We start from the raw sequence: 17,108 nt of genomic DNA, 5'->3' as shown, positions 1-17,108 counted from the left end.
CAGCGCGCTCGGAAAATGCTTCATGCAAACGCACTATTTATATCGGATCAATCCACGGATATATTGGGCAAAAGCACATCAAAAGGAGTGTTCATGTCCATTCTGACCACGGAACTGGCGCAAGACATCGTCAGCCGCACCATGCGCATCATCCCTTTCAACGTGAATGTAATGGATGCCCAAGGCGCAATCCTGGGCAGCGGCGACTCCGACAGGCTGGGGCAATTGCACGATGGCGCGCTGCTGGCGCTGGCGCAGCGGCGCACGGTGGAAATCGACGACGTCACCGCCGGCAAACTGCACGGTTCCCGCCCCGGCATCAACCTGCCCTTGCATGTGGACGGTCGTATCGCGGGCGTGGTCGGCCTTACCGGCCAGCCGGAGCAGGTGCGCCAGTTTGGCGAATTGGTGCGGCTCACCGCCGAGATGATTCTGGAGCAGGCCCAGTTGCAGCGGGCGCTGCAACACGATGCGCGTCAGCGCGAAGCCTTTGTGCTGGAGTGGATACGAGGCGAACCCGGCCCGGCGCTGGACGCTTGGGCGCAACGGCTGGGGCTGAGGCTGGAACAACCTCATGTGGTGCTGAGCCTGCAACTGGACGAGGATAACTTGGCCGCCGATCAGGCCCAGGCAACGCTGCAGCAGTTGCAATCAGCGTTGGCCGCACGCTGGCCGCGACTGCTTAGCGCGGCCACCGGCCCTTACGAACTGGTGCTGGTGGAGGCCTGCGAGGAAGACGGCGAAGCCGAGCGCGAAGCGCTGCTGCAACGCCGGCTGAGCGCGCTGGCAGGCTGGCTGGAGGAGATGGACACTCCCGGCTTCCGCCTGGGCATGGGCATTGCGCTACCCGGACGGGACGGCGCGGCCCAATCCTGCCTCAGCGCGCGCGCCGCCGCGCGCATCGGCCGGCAACGGCAGCCCAAAAAGCGGGCTCACAGCTATTACGAACTGGCGCTGCCGGTGCTGCTGTCCGGCCTCGACCACGGCTGGCAGGCCCAACAATTGCGGCAGCCGCTGCAACGGCTGGAGCAAGCCGGCAAGAGCGGGCTGCGCCGCACCGCCGAAGCCTGGTTCGCCCATCAATCGCATCCCGGCGCCACCGCGCGGGCGCTGCACATCCACCGCAACACGCTGGACTACCGGCTGGACCGCATCGCCGAAATCACCGGCCTGGATCTGGAGCGCCACGAGGACCGTTTCCGGCTCTACGTCGCGCTGCTGCTGGGCTGAAACTCACTCGCCGCCGGCATCGGCTTCAGGCTGCCGGCCTATGCGCTTGAGCCGCGCCGGCTTGGCCCCCTGCTGCGCCAGCGCGATTTCCAGCAGAGTCTCCAAGCGGATCACGCGCTCGGTCAGGCTTTCAATCTTAGCCTGCTGGCTTTTCATCGCGCCGGCCATGCGCTCCACCTTGTCGTTCATCTTGATCACGGTGGTCAGCGCGTCCCACATCTTGTCGCCCACGCCCATCACGCCACCCGCTTGCCGCTGGCGCGCGCTTCCATCGCGGCGATGCGGCGGTTGGAAGCTTCTACATAGTTCAAGGCCTCATCGATGGCAGCGCCGGCCTGGGCGGTGGTTTTCTCCATCTGCGCCATCATGCCGGCCAGCAAGGCGTCGTCGTCCCCGGGCCGGAAGGCATCTGCGGCGCGACGCATGAATTCGCCCACCGGCAGGCCTGCGGCCTCGGCCAGCGCCTTGTAGCGCTTCTTGTCCTCCGCGGTGACCAGCACCGGAATCCGCTCCATTGTCATTGCCCAAGCTCCCTGATAGATGGTCATGTGCAGCACATGACCATGGTAGGCATCCTGCTGTGACGAAACAAGACCAAGGCTGCATATGGACACTTTTTGAGAGGCGGGCTTCCAGCCTGTCTCTAATATTGCCCCTGTCGCGATGCCCAAGATCGCCCTCATTGCTCAGGACTGCCATATGCCTTCCATTCCCTTTTTCTCAAGTCGCCCCTCCCAACAGCCAAGCCCGATTGAAGCTCAACTGCTCGCCAACGCGAAAACCCCGGCGGAACGCCGTGAAGCGGAAAATCTGTTTGCTCAGGTGAAACAGATACGCAATACATCCGATTCGTCAGCCTCCACGCCGCCGCCCGCCGCCTTTCCACTCACCTTGAAAAACGTTCTGCTGAGCAGCCTGTATGTCCAGGCCGGGGTCCAGCCGCTGCTCAACCGAGAATCAGGGTTGCTTCCAGCGTCTTCCGCGCCGTCCGCCTTCCCCTCGGCGCTGGTCCAGGCCCACAGCCAGCCCTCTCCCCTTTCCGCGCCTCCGCAGCCGGAAACGCCGCTGCTCCGCCAAGCGCGCCATGTCGTTCCCAAACCCAAGACCACGACCACAACCGCCGCGCCTGACGACGTCAAGATCGTGAAGATGTTTGATTTTTCCTGCATGAACGAAGGCGAGAATCTGTCCTTCGCCCAAGTTCTGCGCCAAATCGGCAAAACCTTGCGCAATCCCATCACCGCGCTGGCCACGGAAAGCAAGCATGTCGACAGCTGGAGACACGGCCGCAGCTGCGCCACGTCCGAGGAGATCTCGGCCATCACCGACATCACAGAGAAAGTCGATGCCATCACCTCTCAAGTCCTGACTCTGCTGCCAGGCAGCCAGCCCTTGGCCATAGCCCAATACATCGTCGGTCCTCTGCTAGAGCATGCCGCCAATGACCTGGAGGGCAAACCCACCTCGCGGGAAGAAGAGCTTAACCTGCTGCAGCAAGTGACCCAACAAGCCCGCTTCAGCATTGAAGGGATGAGCCATGCCGAGCGGCAGCGCTTGCAAACCGCGCCTCAGCCTGCCAGCAAGGCGTCAAGAATAAACCTGCCGGTATTTCATCTCAAAAATGGTCGTAACCACATCAAACTCAAAGCCAACGGCAAGCACCATGACGTGGCCTTGTTGGAGAAAGATGGCCGCAGCTTTGCGCAAATCCCGGCCAAGCAGCAGGGCAAGTTCGCAAACCGCGAAGTCTACTTCAACCATCTCGCACAGGAATGGCGCTTGCTGGGTGATGGCAAATTCCGGCATTTCAGCAAACAGGAACAATTAGCCGCCCATACACTGGCACTGGGTCCGCATCACTTGCATCGCTCCAGCAGTGCGGGCACGCCTCACGTCTATAACGTTCACAACTCCTTAGGGGCGCAACCGGCGCGGCTAGAAGCCATTGAGCTGTTTGGCCGCCTGGTGCCCTACCGTCACGAGCTCGCCACCGGCAAGGAGTACATCTACGATGCCCGCCGACCGGACGCCGCGCCCCAGGAAGTGGAAAACCGCCTAGGCGAGTGGCATCTCAAGCACGAGCTCACTCGACAGGCCACCCCCGAACTGCGCGCGGCCATCGCCAAGCACGATATCGCGCCGCTCGCCCTGGACGAGCTCCAACTCTCCACACCCAATCACTTTGGCATCCAGCGCACCGGCGATGGCCAATATGTCCTGGCCATCGACCAGCGGTACTACCCCGTTCAACGACACGGCAAGCACATTCAGCTTGGGGGCGCCCGCAATCTGCACATAGAGCTGAGCGCCCACGGTAAGCGCATCGAGGTGGGGCTGACCAAATCAGCCAACCTGGACAATCCCGCATTCAAACTGGTTGATATGCCTATCATCGGCAAGCCGCTTAAAATCCGGGCCGCGCGTAAAGCCATAAACAAAGCGCTGCCGATTGCGCAAACCAAAATCGCCAATGCGATCCAAGCTTTGAACCGCTCCGACCTTCGCCCCCAGGTCCAGTTGGCGGAAGAGGCCTATTTTGGCAAAACCTTCCATCAGGAGCCGAAACGCTTGGCTCAGCTGACCAAGTATCTGGACCAGATCCGGAACGATCTGGCACGCATCGACACCGCCAACTTCAATTTCGATAGCCGGGTCGGCTCTCCCACCACGGTGGCGGAACTATCCAGGGAGCAATACCAGATGCTGGGCCGCAAACCCAATTCAAAAATCATCAATGTTGGCCGCGATGGCTTCTACGCCTATTACGAACGGATGGGCAAAAACCCGAGCGCGGTCGCTGATGTACTGATCCATGAACTGTCACATGGCGGCCCCAACACGCTGGACTTCGCTTATGTCGGCACACAAAAACAGGCCCGGGTCGGTGATGTCGATGTATTCGAACTGATCAATCTGGCGAATAAGCATATCGAGAAGGATAGCCGCTACGGCGGCGCCGATCTGGCGCAGATCAACAACATCAACATTGAGTTCAAAGGACTCAAGAACGCCGACTCCATCGCCCAGTTCGTCTCCTTTCTGGGCAAGGCGGATAGCGACCCTGAGGGTTTCGAGCGCGACTACCAAACGCTGAAGGACGCCGCCGAGCGCTCTGACCATTTTCAGCAACGCCTGCCTGAAGGCGTGCCGGTAAGCCGCAACCGCCGCGCCATCGATACCTCGGCCCCGTCACTACCCCCGCTGCTGCTGTTGGCGGAACGGCAAAGCGGCCGTTATCACTTGTATCGTCCGCTAGCAGGCTGATTCACGTGGCCCGCCGCCGGGCATGGTCTGATGTCCCTGCCCGGCCCGCCGATGCGCTAAACTGCTCGGTTTAGACTTCTGGCGTAATCCCACATGGGCCAGCCCTCTGCTCCCCTCTCTCTCTCTCGCCGGCTGGCCTGGACCGCCGCCGCAGGCTGCCTCGGCTACTATTTGCTGCTGGCGCTGCGCCCGTCCTGGCTCGGCGCCAAGTTCGCCGGCTGGCCGGCGTCCGTTCTACTGGCGCTAGCCATGTTCCTGCTGTTCTTCCTGCTGGCCGCCGGTTACGCGCTGGCCGCCGGCCGCGCCGACGACTCGGAGCGCCGATGAACCACGCCTCCGCCTTTTTCCTTTTTTTTGTGTTGCTGACCCTGGCCATCACCGCCGCCGCCGCGCGGCGCACCGCATCGGCCGGCGACTTCTACACCGCAGGCGGCCGTATCCGCGGCTGGCAGAACGGGCTGGCGCTGGCCGGAGACTATCTATCCGCGGCGGCCTTTCTTGGCGCCGCCGGCATGTATCTGTCCCAGGGCTACGATTCGCTGGCCTACGCCGTCGGCACCCTGGCCGGCTGGCCGCTCTTGCTGTTATTGCTGGCAGAAAAACTGCGCGGCAGCGGCTGCTACACCGCCGCCGCGGTGCTGGGCCGACGCTTCGACCACGACGGGGTGCGGTTGGCCGCCAGCGTCAACTCGCTGACGGTGACGCTGTTTTATCTGATCGTGCAGATGGTGGGCGCAGGCAAGCTGATCGAACTGCTGTTCGGCCTGCCCTATCTGGCCGCCGTGAGCCTGGTGGGGGCGCTGATGGTGCTTTACGTGGCGCTGGGCGGCATGCTGGCCACCACTTGGGTACAAATGGTCAAAGCGGTGCTAATGTTCGGCTGCGCGCTGCTGCTGGCCGGCGGCGTGCTGGCGCGCTTCAGCGGCGACCCGGCGCGGCTGTTCGCCGCCGCCGAGGCGCTGCGCGGGCCGCAAGTCTTCCTGCCCAGCCCGGCGCTGAGCGATCCGCTGGAAGTGCTGTCGCTGGGCCTGGGCCTCTGTTTGGGCCTGCTGGGCTTGCCCCATGTGCTGATGCGCTTCTTCACCGTGCCGGACCGCCGCGCCGCGCGGCAGTCCGCCTGCTTCGCCACCGGCCTGATCGCGCTGTTCTTCGCCGTCAACATCGTCATCGGCTACGGCGCCCTGGCCTTGGTGACGCCGGAGCCCGGCTTCCACGACGCCGCCGGCAAGCTGCTGGGCGGCGGCAATATGGCCGCCATCCATCTGGCCACCCTGCTGGGCGGGCCGGCCTGGCAGGGCCTGGTGGCGGCGGTGGCTTTCGCCACCATCCTGGCGGTGGTAGCCGGCCTGGCCATGGCCGGCGCCAGCGCCATCAGCCACGATCTCTACGCCGCCTGGTGGCGGCGCGGCCGCGCCGACGCCAACGCCGAACTGCGGGTATCGCGATGGGCCACCGTCGGTCTGGGTCTGCTGGCGCTGCTGCTGTCCACGCTGTTCCAGCAGCAAAACATCGCTTTCCTGATGGGCCTGGCCTTCGCCATCGCCGCCTCCGCCAATTTCCCGGTGCTGCTGCTCGCCCTGCACTGGCCCGGCCTCAGCGCGCGCGGCGCGCTGTGGGGCAGCCTGGGCGGGCTTGTCGCTGCGGCGGCGCTGATCGTGGCCGGCCCGGCTGTGTGGGTGGGCGCGCTGGGCCACGCCAAGCCGCTATTCCCTTACGCCAACCCGGCGCTGTTCTCGGTGCCGCTGGCCTTTGCGCTGGCTTGGCTGGGTTCGCGCCGCGGCGCAACGGCGGTATCATCGGCTAGCCAAACTTCGAATCGATCCCAACGCTCATGACCACACTGACTCTTTACGGCAACCGCCTGTCCGGCCACAGTTACAAGGTGCGCCTGGCGCTAATGCTGGCCGATGTTTCCCATGATTACGTTCACGTGGACCTGACCGTGCCGCGCGAGCAGCGGCCAGAGGATTTTCGCGCCGCCAGCCGCTTCGGCGAAGTCCCTGTGTTGGTGGCCGACGGCACCGCGCTGTGCCAGTCCAACGCCATTCTGCAATGGCTGGCCAATAATTTCGGCCAGCTCAGCGGCGAGCACGGCAGCCGGGAAACCGTGCGCGAATGGCTAAGCTGGGAAGCCAACCGCATTGGCCTGTCGGTGCCCAATCTGCGCTGGTCGCGGCTAAATCGCCTCCCGCAGCCGGAGGTGGAGGCCTGGCTGGAACAGCGCGCGCGCGCCGATCTGGACACTCTGGACGCCGCGCTGGCCGAACAACCCTATCTCGCCGGCCAGCGGCCGAGCATCGCCGACCTGTCCGCCAGCGCCTATCTATGGTGGCTGGCCGACGCCGGCCTCGACATCGCCTGCTGGCCGCGGGTCCAGGCCTGGCTGGAACGCATCGCCCAACAGCCGGGCTGGCAGCACCCAGACGTGCTGATGGCCCCGGATATTCCCGACTGAGCGCCCACGGAGCCCCGCCATGTCCCCCCGTCCCGATTGCATCCGACACTGGAGCGAGTTGATCGAAGCCGACTCCCAAAGCTACCCCGACAGCCGGGAGCCGCTGGCGCGGGGTGCGGCGCTGGGCAAGCATTACGGCTTCGCCCGGCTGGGCATCCATCATGAACTCTTGGAGCCGGGCCAACGCACCAGTTGGCCGCACGCCGAAAAAACCGAGGATGAATTCGTCCATGTGCTGGAGGGCGAGCCCGACGTCTGGCTGGACGGCGCGCTGCACCGGCTGCGGCCGGGCGATTCAGTCGGCTTCAAGGCCGGCACCGGCCTGGCTCACACCTTCATCAACAACACCGCGCAGCCCGTGCGCCTGCTCTGCGTCGGCGACGTCAACCGCACCGACAACCAGGTGCACTACCCGCTGCACCCGGCGCGCAACGCCGCCATCGGCCCTCTGCACTGGAGCGACGCGCCGGAGCGGCCCTTGGGCGACCACGACGGCTTGCCCGACCTGCTGCGCGCAGCCGGAGGCCCTTTCTGACATGCACGATTTTCTCCAGGCCGTCGCGGCTCTGATCGGCCCCGCCCATCTGCTGACCGACGCCGCCGACACCGCGCCCTACACCCTGGACTGGCGCCGCCGCTACCAGGGCCTCCCGCTGGCGGTGGCGCTGCCCGGCAGCACAGCCGAGGCCGCCGAGCTGGTCAAGCTCTGCCGCCGCCATCAGGTGGCCATCGTGCCGCAAGGCGGCAACACCTCCACCTGCGGCGCGGCCACGCCTGACGCCAGCGGCCGCCAATTGGTGGTGGCGATGCGGCGCCTGCGCGCCGTGCGCAGGCTGGACGCGGACAACAACGCCATCACCGTGGAGGCCGGCGCCACCCTACGCGAAGTGCAACTGGCGGCGGAGCAGGCCGGCCGGCTGTTTCCTCTGTCGCTGGCCTCGGAAGGCAGTTGCCAGATCGGCGGCAACCTGTCCACCAACGCCGGCGGCGTGGCCGTGCTGCGCTACGGCACCATGCGCGAACTGACGCTGGGCCTGGAAGTGGTACTGCCGGACGGCAGAGTGCTGGACGCGCTGGCCGGCCTGCGCAAAGACACCACCGGCCTGGATCTGAAGCAATGGTTCATCGGCGCAGAGGGGCAACTGGGCCTGATCACCGCCGCCACGCTCAAGCTGTTCCCGCTGCCCAGCGCCCGCGCCACGGCGCTGATCGGCGTCGACGACATCGAAACCGCCATTCGCTGGCTCAACGGCCTGCGCCAACGCTTCGACGACCGCCTCACCGCCTTCGAGGTGATCGAGGCCGATTGCCAACAAGCGATAGCACGCCACCGGCCCGGCCAGTTGCCGTTCACCGCGCCGTGGCTGCTGTTGATCGAGTTGTCCGACGGCGGCGACGACGCCGCGCTGAACGAGGCGCTGCTGGACTGGCTGGCCGGGCAGACCCCGCGCGACGGGGTGGTGGCGCAAAGCGAGGCCGAGCGACGCAAGCTGTGGCTGCTGCGCGAGGAGATTTCGGAAATCCAGAAACAAGACGGGCCCAGCATCAAGCACGACATCGCAGTGCCCACCTCGGCCTTGCCGCAACTGGTGCGCGACTGCGGCGCCGCCCTTCGCCAGGCTTACCCCGGCGTGCGCATCGTCGCCTTTGGTCACGCCGGCGACGGCAATCTGCATTACAACATCAGCTACACCCGGCCCGGCAACGTCGATCTGTTCGACGACGAGCCCGCGGTCAACGCCATCGTCTACGACCACGTCTACCGGCTGGGCGGCACGCTGGCGGCCGAACACGGCATAGGCCAGCTCAAACCGCAATGGCTGGAACGCTACAAGGACCCGCTGGCGCTGGAGTTGATGCGCACGCTCAAAGCCGCGCTGGACCCGGAGCGCTTGATGAATCCGGGCAAATGGCTGTAAGCCGCCGGCTCAGGCGCTAGCGCCGAAACCCGCCGACAGAACCCGCGCCAACGGCTCGGTCCAATCGCCCGGCGCGCTTTGGCGGAATAAGCGATGCTCCGGATACCAGGGCGTGGTTTCGCTGTCCAGACCCCAGCGCCAGTCGGTGTGATCAGCCGACAGCAACAAGGCGCAGGGCAGTCCCAAGGCGCCGGCCAGGTGGCCGAAGGCGGTGTCCACCGTCACCAGCCCGTCCAACTCCGCCAGCAAGGCGGCGCTGGCGGCGAAGTCCGTCAGTTCATCTCCCAGTGCCTCCACGCCGCGCGCGCGCAGCCAGTCGCGCTCCGTCTCGTTCAACTCCGGCTGCAAGGCCAGCCAGGTGATCCCTGGCGCTGTCAGCAACGGGTGCAGCGTCTCCAGATCCGGCAAAGAGCGGCAATGGTCGAATTCATGCTCCGGTCTGCCGCGCCACACCAGCCCCACTTTGCGTCCGCCGGCCGGCAAGCGCGCGCGCCAGGCGGCGCGGCCGGCGGCGTCGGCGCGCAGATACGCCGGCTCCGGCATTGGCTCCGGTTGCAACAAGCCGGGCAAGCTCATCGAAAATACATGACAATCGTGCTCGGGCCACGGCCCGCCCAGGTCGGATATCGGCAAGCACTCCACCGGCCAGCCCTGAGCCGCCAACAAGGGCAGCAAGGCCGGCCGGCAGGCGGCGACCACGCTCCCTGGCGAACGCTGCAACAGCTGCGGCAAGTAACGCGCCATCTGCAAAGCGTCGCCGTAGCCCTGCTCGAACCACAGCAGCAGACGACGTCCGGTCAATGCCTCGCCGCGCCAGCGCGGCGACGTCAAAGCCGGAGACGGCGCGGTTTCCAGCCGGGCCTCGTGCAAGGGCCAGCCTTCTCCCCAGCGCCGCAGGGCCAGCAGCAGATAGCCCAGATTGCGACGCAGCCCGGCGTGCAGCGGCTGAGCGTCCAACCCGGCGCGCAACGTCGCCTCGGCCTCATCCCAAGCGCCTTGCTGCGCCAGAGCCAGCGCCAATTGCTGATGCGCTTCCGCGCCGGCCGGTTCCAGCGCCAACGCCCGGCGCGCCAACGGCTCCGCCTCAGCGCTGCGCCCTTGGCGCCACAGGCACAAGGCCAGATTGCCCAGCACCTGCGCCTGTTCCGGTGTTCGCTCAGCCGCCGCGCTCAAGCAGGCTTCCGCCTCGGCCCAACGCCGCTGAGCCTGTAACAGCAAACCCAGATTGGTCAGCGCCCCGGCATGGCTCGCCTCCAGCGCCAACGCCCGGCGCAACAGCGTTTCCGCCTCGCCCCGCTCGCCGCGCTCCGCCAGCAGCTGTCCCAGCAGATTGAGCGCGTCGACATCGTCCGGCGCGCAGGCCAATGCCCGGCGCAAGCAGTCCTCGGCCTCTTCCGGTTGCTGCCGATACAATAAACGACCCAGGTTGAAACAATGAGCGGCGGACTGCGGCCACAAGCGCAAGGCCTGCCGATATTGGGCCTCGGCCTCATCCAACCGCCCCGCCTCCTCCAACAATACCCCCAGATTGCCTTGGCAGGCGGCGTGCTCCGGGCGCTGCGCCAGTTCCGCGCGGTAATGCGCCTCCGCCTGCGCCAGCTGGCCTTGCGCCATCAGACAGCGGCCCAGATTGTAATGGGCGTCCGGGGTCCACGGGTCGCATTGCAACGCTTGGCGCCAACACTGCTCCGCCATCGCCAGTTGCTCCAGCCGCGCTGCGCACACACCCAGCAGGTTCCACAATTCGGCGTTGTCCGCCTGTGCCTGTAAACCGCTTTGCGCGGCCAGCAGCGCGCCGTTCAGGTCGCCGGCCGCCAGCAAGGCGCCGGCGCGCAAGGCATAGGAAGTCGATTCGGTCATAAGTTTTCAGCGCCCGAAACACAACCGGCCGGCCCCGTTTCGATAAGCGCTTTTTGAAATCCGCTGAATATCGTCTCCCGCATAGTAACCAGCATCTCTTCTTGATGAAATGTCCTTTATCATGCTCCGCCTGAATTTCCTCCAAGCACTACGCCCCTCTCACTGGATGCACGGCAATAACGCTCAAGCCGCCACCCAAACCCAGACCGGTCCCGTTGCCGGCAATGCGCCGGCGCCGCGCAAACTCAGCGCCGCCGACATCCAACGCGTGGAACCCGCCGGCGGCTGGCTCAGCCACCTGAGCCAGCATGCGCAAACCGCGCAGGCATCCTCGCGTTCCTTGCATGGTTTGTACGCGCTACAAAGTCACAAACTGGAAGCCGCCCACCTGGCCCTGCATGGATTCGGCCTGGGCGACAGCACCGAGGCCAAGACCTTGCACGCGATGGCAGAGCAATTGCAAGCCGCCCGCTTCAAAACCGACCGCGCGGTGCAGCCGCGGGAAATGACCGCCAATGCTAAGCTGAGCCACGATGTGAGGACTGTGATCGCCACGGCCCTGACTCGCGCCGGCCTGCCGGCAAAGCTGGCGCAGCGCGAAGCTAAAGCCTCATTGCAGCAGGCCAGCACCCGCTTATTGAACCAACGTCCATGGCAGACGGTGGAAACCCGCCTGCAACACAATGGGCGCGAATACAGCTGCACGCTGATTCCTGCCGGACAGATGAAACTGGGCGCCGCCGACATCTTCCCGCAAGGCTATGACAATAACGGCGTCTGCTCCGCTTCCACGACTGAAACCCGCCACGCGGCCAACCTGTGGTTGTCCGAGCTGAAGGACGACGCAGACCAGACGCGGTTCAAAGGCATCCGCCACGGCATTCTGTCGCCTTACGGCGTGGAAGACGCGCAGCAACGCCAAGCCGGCGCGCTGCAGCGCGCCACCGAGGTCGCCACCGCCGCGCTGTTCTCGCAGCCGGGCACACTGCAACAAGCGCTGGCCGGCGACACCGTCACCCTGCGGCTGACCTCCACCGCGCTGGTGACGCCGGGTCTGGGCGGCGAAAGCGGCATGCTGCGCGACCAGATCGGCGCCTGGCGCGCTTTGACATCGGCGCCGCAACCGCTGACGCTGCAAATCAAAAACGCTGATGGCGAGCTGCAATCCGTCAGGGTGAACCTGGAGGTGGCCGCCTTCAATTTCGGCGTCAACGAACTGGCGCTCAAGCTGGGCATGGGCCACAAAGAATCCGACAAGCTCAACCTCGAAGCCTTGCATCAATTGTTGGGTCCGGATCTGAAGCCGGGTACAGCCCCCGGCGGCTGGGTGGGCGACTACCTGGCGCAAAACCCGGCCAATAAGAAGCAGGTCGAAATCATGGCCATGCAGCTTCAGGAAATCTGGGCAAAGCAATCCCACCGCAGCGACGGCGGCGAGCCTTACAAGGCTGCGCAACGGGTAGCGATGCTGGCCTTCGAGATCGGCGCGGTGCCGTGCTGGAACTGCAAGAGCGGCAAGGATCGCACCGGCATGCTGGACGCCGAGATCAAGCGCGAGGCGATTGCCCAGCATCAGAGACACGTGCCTAGCCAGCCCGAGGCAGCGCTGGACGAGGACATGCGTAAATTGTTCGGCAAGGTGCTGACTCAGGGCGGCAACCTGGAGGTGCAGGCCTACAACACCGGCGCGCCCGGCAACAAGGTAATGAAACAGTTGCCCTTTGGCTCGCTGCTCAATTTGTCCTACAGCCAACGCATCGGCGACGCAAACGCCTGGCTACAGGCGCAGGGCTTGTCCACCCTGCTCAAATCGTGAGGGCTCACACGATGAACACACTCTTGCTCAGCTTGTACGATACCTTGGGGCTGGCTCTGGACGACGAGGCACCGGTGCTATTCTTCGGCGACGAGTTCGCGGTGCACTTCGAGGAAAGCGCCGCCGGACTGGAAATGGCTTGCCCGCTTGGCGTGCTGCCCAGCGACGCCGTCACGCTGCAACGCCTGCTACAGCACAATTTCGCCAGCCCGGTGACACTGGCGGCAGACGCCGATGGCGAGTTGCTGCTGGCCTTGCTGCGGCTGCCGGACAGCAGCAGCGGCGCCGAACTGCAGGCCGGGCTGGAATGTCTGCTTGGCGTCGCCCGCGGCCTGCAAACCGAGCTGGGGCTGGGTGGCCGGCTGGATGCTGAGGCCTACTGAGCGGCCACGCGTGACAACGGCCGGGGAGCATGCTCTCCGGCCGTGTTTTGTTTCCCACGCAACCTTAGAATCTGTTTACGATCTGCTGCGCGTCGTGAGGCGTCCCACGGTGGGTAAGGCTTCGAAATGCTGATGCACCACGCGTACATCCGACTTTCTCAGCCGTTTTCGCCTTGTCTCGCTCTTGCTCGCGAGACTTTGAACAAGCTCTTACAGGCGGAACTTGTTGAACTCCGCATTCATCTTGCTGGCATTGAGCGACAAGCCGGTCAGCGTGCTGCTGACATTCTGCAAGGCATCGTCGTTTTCCAGCACATGGCCGTTGATCGCCTCCGAGCTTTGCGCGATCAAGGTCGTCGCCTTGTGCTGTTCGCTGGTGGAGTCGGAAATCTCGTTCATCTTGGCCACCACGTCCAGCATGGAAGCGCGGATGTCCTCTATCTTGGCCACGGCCTCGCGGGTCAGTTCCACGCCCTCGTCCACCGCGGCCACGGTCTGGTTGACGTCGTTGACCGCGCGACCGGTTTCGTCGCGGATCGCGCTGACCATATTGGAGATTTCCAGCGTGGCCTGGGCGGTGCGCTCGGCCAGTTTGCGCACCTCGTCGGCCACCACGGCGAAGCCGCGGCCCTGTTCGCCGGCGCGCGCCGCCTCGATCGCCGCGTTCAAGGCCAACAGGTTGGTCTGGTCCGCGATGTCGCGAATCACATTGGTGATGCCGGAGATTTCCTGCGAGCGCTTGTCCAGCGAGGACAACATGGACTCCAAGCCGCGCACCGACTGCACCGTGCCCTCCATGCCGCTGGACAGGCGCTGCATATTGCTGGCGCTGGCCTCCAGGCTGGCGCCGGTCAGACTGGTCAGCTCGTCCGCCTGACGCGCGCTGTCCGCGATGTGGGAGATCGACACCGTGATCTGTTCCAGCGTGGCGGCGTTGGACGAGGACACGTCGGAAATATGGCGCGAGCTGTCCGCCACGCCGGCCACCAATTGACTGGCGTCCTGCACCCCGTTGACCACTCCTGCGGCGTCCTGCTTCAGGCCGCGGAACAACTGTGCCAACTGGGCGACGAAGGTGTTGAAGGCGCGCGCGGTGGCGGCTATCTCATCCTGGCCGTCGTCCTTCAACCGCAAGGTCAGATCGCCTTCGCCGTGGGAAATGTCCTCCATCGCGTTTTTCAGGCGCACCAAACCGGCCAACATGCGGCCGATCACCAGGCTCGCCAACGGAATCATCAGCACAAACACCAGCGCGGAAAGGCCGGCGATGGTGTACAGCAAGGTGGTCAACGGCGCCAGCACGGTGGCGCGGTCCGCCGCCAAGGCCATCACCCAGTTGGTGCCGGGGATTTCCTGCGCGGACAACAGCATGGCCTGGCCGCCGATCTGCACTTCCGACGCCTGGTTGTGGCTAACGATATCGGCCAAGCGCTCCGGCGTCAGTTCCGGCGCCACGCTGGTGATGGGCTTCAAGGCCAGCTCGGTTTGCGGGTGGGCGATCACCGTGCCCTTCTTGTCCATGATGAAGGCGTAGCCGTTGCCGCGCACTTTCAAGCCCAGCACCGATTTCACCAGCGCGTCCACCATCACGTCGCCGCCCACCACGCCGGCGAAAGCGCCGTTGTGGTTGAAGGGAGCGGAAATCGTCACCGTCAGTTTCTTGGTGGCTTCGTCCAGGTACGGGTCGGTCACCACGGCCTGGCCGCTATCCTTCGCGCGCTTGTACCAATCGCGGTCGGCTACCTTGTAGTCGGCCGGCGCGGTCCAGTCATCGGAAAACAGCGAGCGGCCGTCGGCGTAACCGGCGTAGTTGACATTGAATCCGCCGGCCTTGGCGCCGGTTTTCAGAAAACGAATGGCGTCGGACTCGGACGCCATTGTGCTTTGCGCGACGATTTGCTGCTTCTTCTCTCCCAGCCAGGTGGTCACCACCGAGCTTTGCCCCTTGAGGCTGGCCTCGAATTCCTGGTCCAGGCCCTGCAGTATTTCCGTGCGCATCTGCACGAAGACGATGACGACGAGCACCAGCCCGAACAAAGCCATCAATAGCGCGTTCAAGGCGATCAGCCGGCTACGAAGAGATTTCATGAACAGTCCTTTTTTTCTCGCGTGATTGACAACCATGGCTCCGATGCCGCGCATTGCCGGCGACACTCCCCATACCGTTGGCAGCCAATTGTTATTGTTGATTTATATCCAGGCAGTTTAACGGAAGTCACCCGTTATAAATATCAAATATGGGTACTGTTGTGACAGATTATGATTTTGTTTGATCAAACACAGGAGGATAGGGACTCGGCCAGCCGGTACGACGGGCAAAAAAACCCCCTGCGGTTTGACAACGGCAGGGGCCAACACGAGGAAGAAACGTCGTCCGGCGGACCGGCCGACATTTCGAGGGGCTAACACCTCAAAACCATACGGTTTTCAGTGCAGCCGCCACTGTAGCGTAATTACTCTATTCAGTCCAGCCTATTCCGCCGCCGGCGTCAGGAACGCCAGCGATAATCGCGGAACTGCTCGCGCAGCCGCACTTTCTGCAATTTGCCGGTGGCGGTGTGCGGCAGTTCCTCAACAAAGACCACATCGTCCGGCGTCCACCATTTGGCTATCTTGCCTTCATAGAAGCCCAGCAATTCTTCCACCGTGGCGCTGGCCTCGGGCTTAAGCACCACCACCATCAGCGGCCGCTCGTCCCACTTGGGATGCGGAATGCCGATGGCCGCCGCCTCCGCCACCGCCGGGTGGCCCACCAGAATGTTCTCCAGTTCGATGGAGCTGATCCACTCGCCGCCGGACTTGATCACGTCCTTGGTGCGGTCGGTGATGCGCATGAAACCGTCGGCGTCTATGGTCACCACGTCGCCGGTGTTGAACCAGCCGTCGGCGCTGTGGCTGGCATCCAGTTCGCGGCGGAAATATTGCGACAATACCCACAGGCCGCGCACTTGCAGATTACCGAAAGCCACGCCGTCGTGCGGCAGCGGTTTGCCGGCGTCGTCGACAATGCGAAGCTCGATGCCGTAGATCGGCCGCCCTTGCTTGCTGAGCAAGGCGTTGAGTCCGGCCTGGTCCAGGCCTTCGTGCTTGAGCTTGGGCGTGCCGGTGGTGCCGCATGGCGACAGCTCGGTCATGCCCCATAGTTGACGCATTTCCACGCCGTGCTCGGCCAGTTGTTCGATCATGCTTTCCGGCACCGCCGAGCCGCCCGCGATCACCCGCTTCAGGGAATGCAGTTTCAGATGATTCTTCTGACAATGCTGCAACAGCATCATCCACACCGTCGGCACCCCGGCTGTCACGGTCACCTGCTCGCTTTCGATCAGCTCGTACAGATTGACCCCGTCCAACTTGGGCCCCGGCAGCACCAGCTTGCTGCCGTTCATGGTGCAACTGTAAGGCAGGCCCCAGGCGTTGACATGGAACATCGGCACCACCGGCATCACGCAGGCGCGCGCCGAGATGTCGAAGCTGTCCGGCAAGGCGCTGCCGTAGGCGTGCAGCACGGTGGAGCGATGCGAGAACAGCACACCCTTGGGATTGCCGGTGGTGCCTGAGGTGTAGCACAGGCTGGATGCTGCGTTTTCGTCCAGCAACGGCCACTGGTACTGGTCGCTGTGGCTGTTGACCAAGTCTTCGTAGCACAGCAAGTTGGCCAGCGGCGTCTGCGTCGGCATATGCGCCTTGTCCGTCATCAGCACAAAGGTTTCCACCGTGCCCAGCTGCGACGCGATCTGCTCCACCAGCGGCAGGAAGCTCAGATCGAACATCAGCACCTTGTCTTCCGCGTGGTTGACGATCCAGGCGATCTGCTCCGCGAACAGCCGCGGATTCACCGTGTGGCACACCGCTCCGTAACCGGACACGGCGAAATAGGTTTCGTAATGGCGGTAGCCGTTCCAGGCCAGGGTGCCCACGCAATCGCCCTGGCGCACGCCCAGCGCCGCCAGCGCGTTGGCCAGTTGGCGCGCTCGCCGCGCCGCTTCGCGATAGGTATAGCGATGGATGGGGCCCTCAACGGTACGCGATACGATGGGCGTGTCGCCGTGATAGGTTTCGGCGTGGCGCAGCAAATCGGAAATCAGCAAAGGCCGGTCCATCATCTGTCCGTGAAGCATGGTTGTCCCCTCCATTGGCATGGTTATGGACATTCACCATACGGCGGCTAGAGTGGACGCTCC

14 protein-coding genes are annotated in these 17,108 nt (G+C 64.4%); 9 read left to right on the top strand and 5 right to left on the bottom strand.

All coding sequences use genetic code 11. The features are described from left to right. Positions 1–93 precede the first annotated feature (93 nt). Positions 94–1,230 carry a sugar diacid recognition domain-containing protein gene (locus tag DXT74_RS06270; RefSeq protein WP_194427555.1) on the top strand — a complete coding sequence of 379 codons (1,137 nt, stop codon included), beginning with the start codon at positions 94–96 and terminating at the stop codon, positions 1,228–1,230. A gap of 3 nt (positions 1,231–1,233) precedes the next feature. Here the strand turns inward: DXT74_RS06270 and DXT74_RS06265 are convergent, their stop codons facing one another. Further along, a complete protein-coding gene (locus DXT74_RS06265; protein ID WP_043637090.1) occupies positions 1,234–1,467 on the bottom strand; it encodes a hypothetical protein in 234 nt (77 codons plus the stop codon). Beyond that, entirely contained in the window at positions 1,467–1,751 is a 285-nt protein-coding gene (locus tag DXT74_RS06260; RefSeq protein WP_043637093.1) for a hypothetical protein, read from the bottom strand. Before DXT74_RS06260 ends, DXT74_RS06265 begins: the two co-directional genes overlap by 1 nt. Before the next feature lie 178 nt (positions 1,752–1,929). On the opposite strand from DXT74_RS06260, the gene DXT74_RS06255 reads away from it, so the two are divergent. The 6 genes from DXT74_RS06255 to DXT74_RS06230 all read left to right on the top strand — a co-directional run bounded on the left by DXT74_RS06255 (position 1,930) and on the right by DXT74_RS06230 (position 8,868). Further along, on the top strand, positions 1,930–4,494 hold the full coding sequence (locus DXT74_RS06255; protein WP_194427554.1) for a hypothetical protein: 2,565 nt from the start codon (positions 1,930–1,932) through the stop codon (positions 4,492–4,494). Between the two features lie 93 nt (positions 4,495–4,587). After that, a complete protein-coding gene (locus DXT74_RS06250) occupies positions 4,588–4,821 on the top strand; it encodes a DUF485 domain-containing protein (RefSeq protein WP_052370511.1) in 234 nt (77 codons plus the stop codon). Beyond that, entirely contained in the window at positions 4,818–6,329 is a 1,512-nt protein-coding gene (locus DXT74_RS06245; protein ID WP_194427553.1) for a sodium/solute symporter, read from the top strand. The genes DXT74_RS06250 and DXT74_RS06245 overlap by 4 nt, the downstream gene beginning before the upstream one ends. After that, complete coding sequence (locus DXT74_RS06240; protein ID WP_194427552.1) at positions 6,326–6,949, top strand: glutathione S-transferase family protein; 624 nt, start codon at positions 6,326–6,328, stop codon at positions 6,947–6,949. The genes DXT74_RS06245 and DXT74_RS06240 overlap by 4 nt, the downstream gene beginning before the upstream one ends. 19 nt (positions 6,950–6,968) lie before the next feature. Beyond that, the gene (locus tag DXT74_RS06235; protein WP_194427551.1) at positions 6,969–7,484 is read left to right on the top strand and encodes a cupin domain-containing protein; all 516 of its coding nucleotides are present in this window, start codon (positions 6,969–6,971) and stop codon (positions 7,482–7,484) included. Between the two features lies 1 nt (position 7,485). Continuing rightward, positions 7,486–8,868 (top strand): FAD-binding oxidoreductase, encoded by a 1,383-nt coding sequence (locus DXT74_RS06230; protein ID WP_194427550.1) that lies wholly within the window; start codon positions 7,486–7,488, stop codon positions 8,866–8,868. Positions 8,869–8,877: 9 nt separating this feature from the next. Here the strand turns inward: DXT74_RS06230 and DXT74_RS06225 are convergent, their stop codons facing one another. Further along, entirely contained in the window at positions 8,878–10,728 is a 1,851-nt protein-coding gene (locus tag DXT74_RS06225; RefSeq protein WP_194427548.1) for a tetratricopeptide repeat protein, read from the bottom strand. 121 nt (positions 10,729–10,849) lie between these two features. Here DXT74_RS06225 and DXT74_RS06220 point away from each other — a divergent pair, with 121 nt between their 5' ends. Further along, positions 10,850–12,544: a type III secretion system effector inositol phosphate phosphatase gene (locus tag DXT74_RS06220; RefSeq protein WP_196783833.1), complete on the top strand. Its 1,695-nt coding sequence runs from the start codon at positions 10,850–10,852 to the stop codon at positions 12,542–12,544. Positions 12,545–12,555: 11 nt separating this feature from the next. Continuing rightward, positions 12,556–12,927 carry a CesT family type III secretion system chaperone gene (locus DXT74_RS06215; protein WP_194427547.1) on the top strand — a complete coding sequence of 124 codons (372 nt, stop codon included), beginning with the start codon at positions 12,556–12,558 and terminating at the stop codon, positions 12,925–12,927. A gap of 210 nt (positions 12,928–13,137) precedes the next feature. Here the strand turns inward: DXT74_RS06215 and DXT74_RS06210 are convergent, their stop codons facing one another. Continuing rightward, positions 13,138–15,015, bottom strand: a complete 1,878-nt coding sequence (locus DXT74_RS06210; RefSeq protein ID WP_194427546.1) for a methyl-accepting chemotaxis protein — start codon at positions 15,013–15,015, stop codon at positions 13,138–13,140. Positions 15,016–15,416: 401 nt separating this feature from the next. Continuing rightward, entirely contained in the window at positions 15,417–17,045 is a 1,629-nt protein-coding gene (locus DXT74_RS06205; protein WP_081556599.1) for a 3-(methylthio)propionyl-CoA ligase, read from the bottom strand. Between the last annotated feature and the right edge of the window lie 63 nt (positions 17,046–17,108).

The sequence above is a fragment of the Chromobacterium sp. Rain0013 genome, from assembly GCF_015291765.1.
Lineage (GTDB): Bacteria > Pseudomonadota > Gammaproteobacteria > Burkholderiales > Chromobacteriaceae > Chromobacterium > Chromobacterium haemolyticum.
The sequence above is the reverse complement of the archived record's forward strand: the minus strand, read 5'-3'. Positions and strand labels throughout refer to the sequence as shown.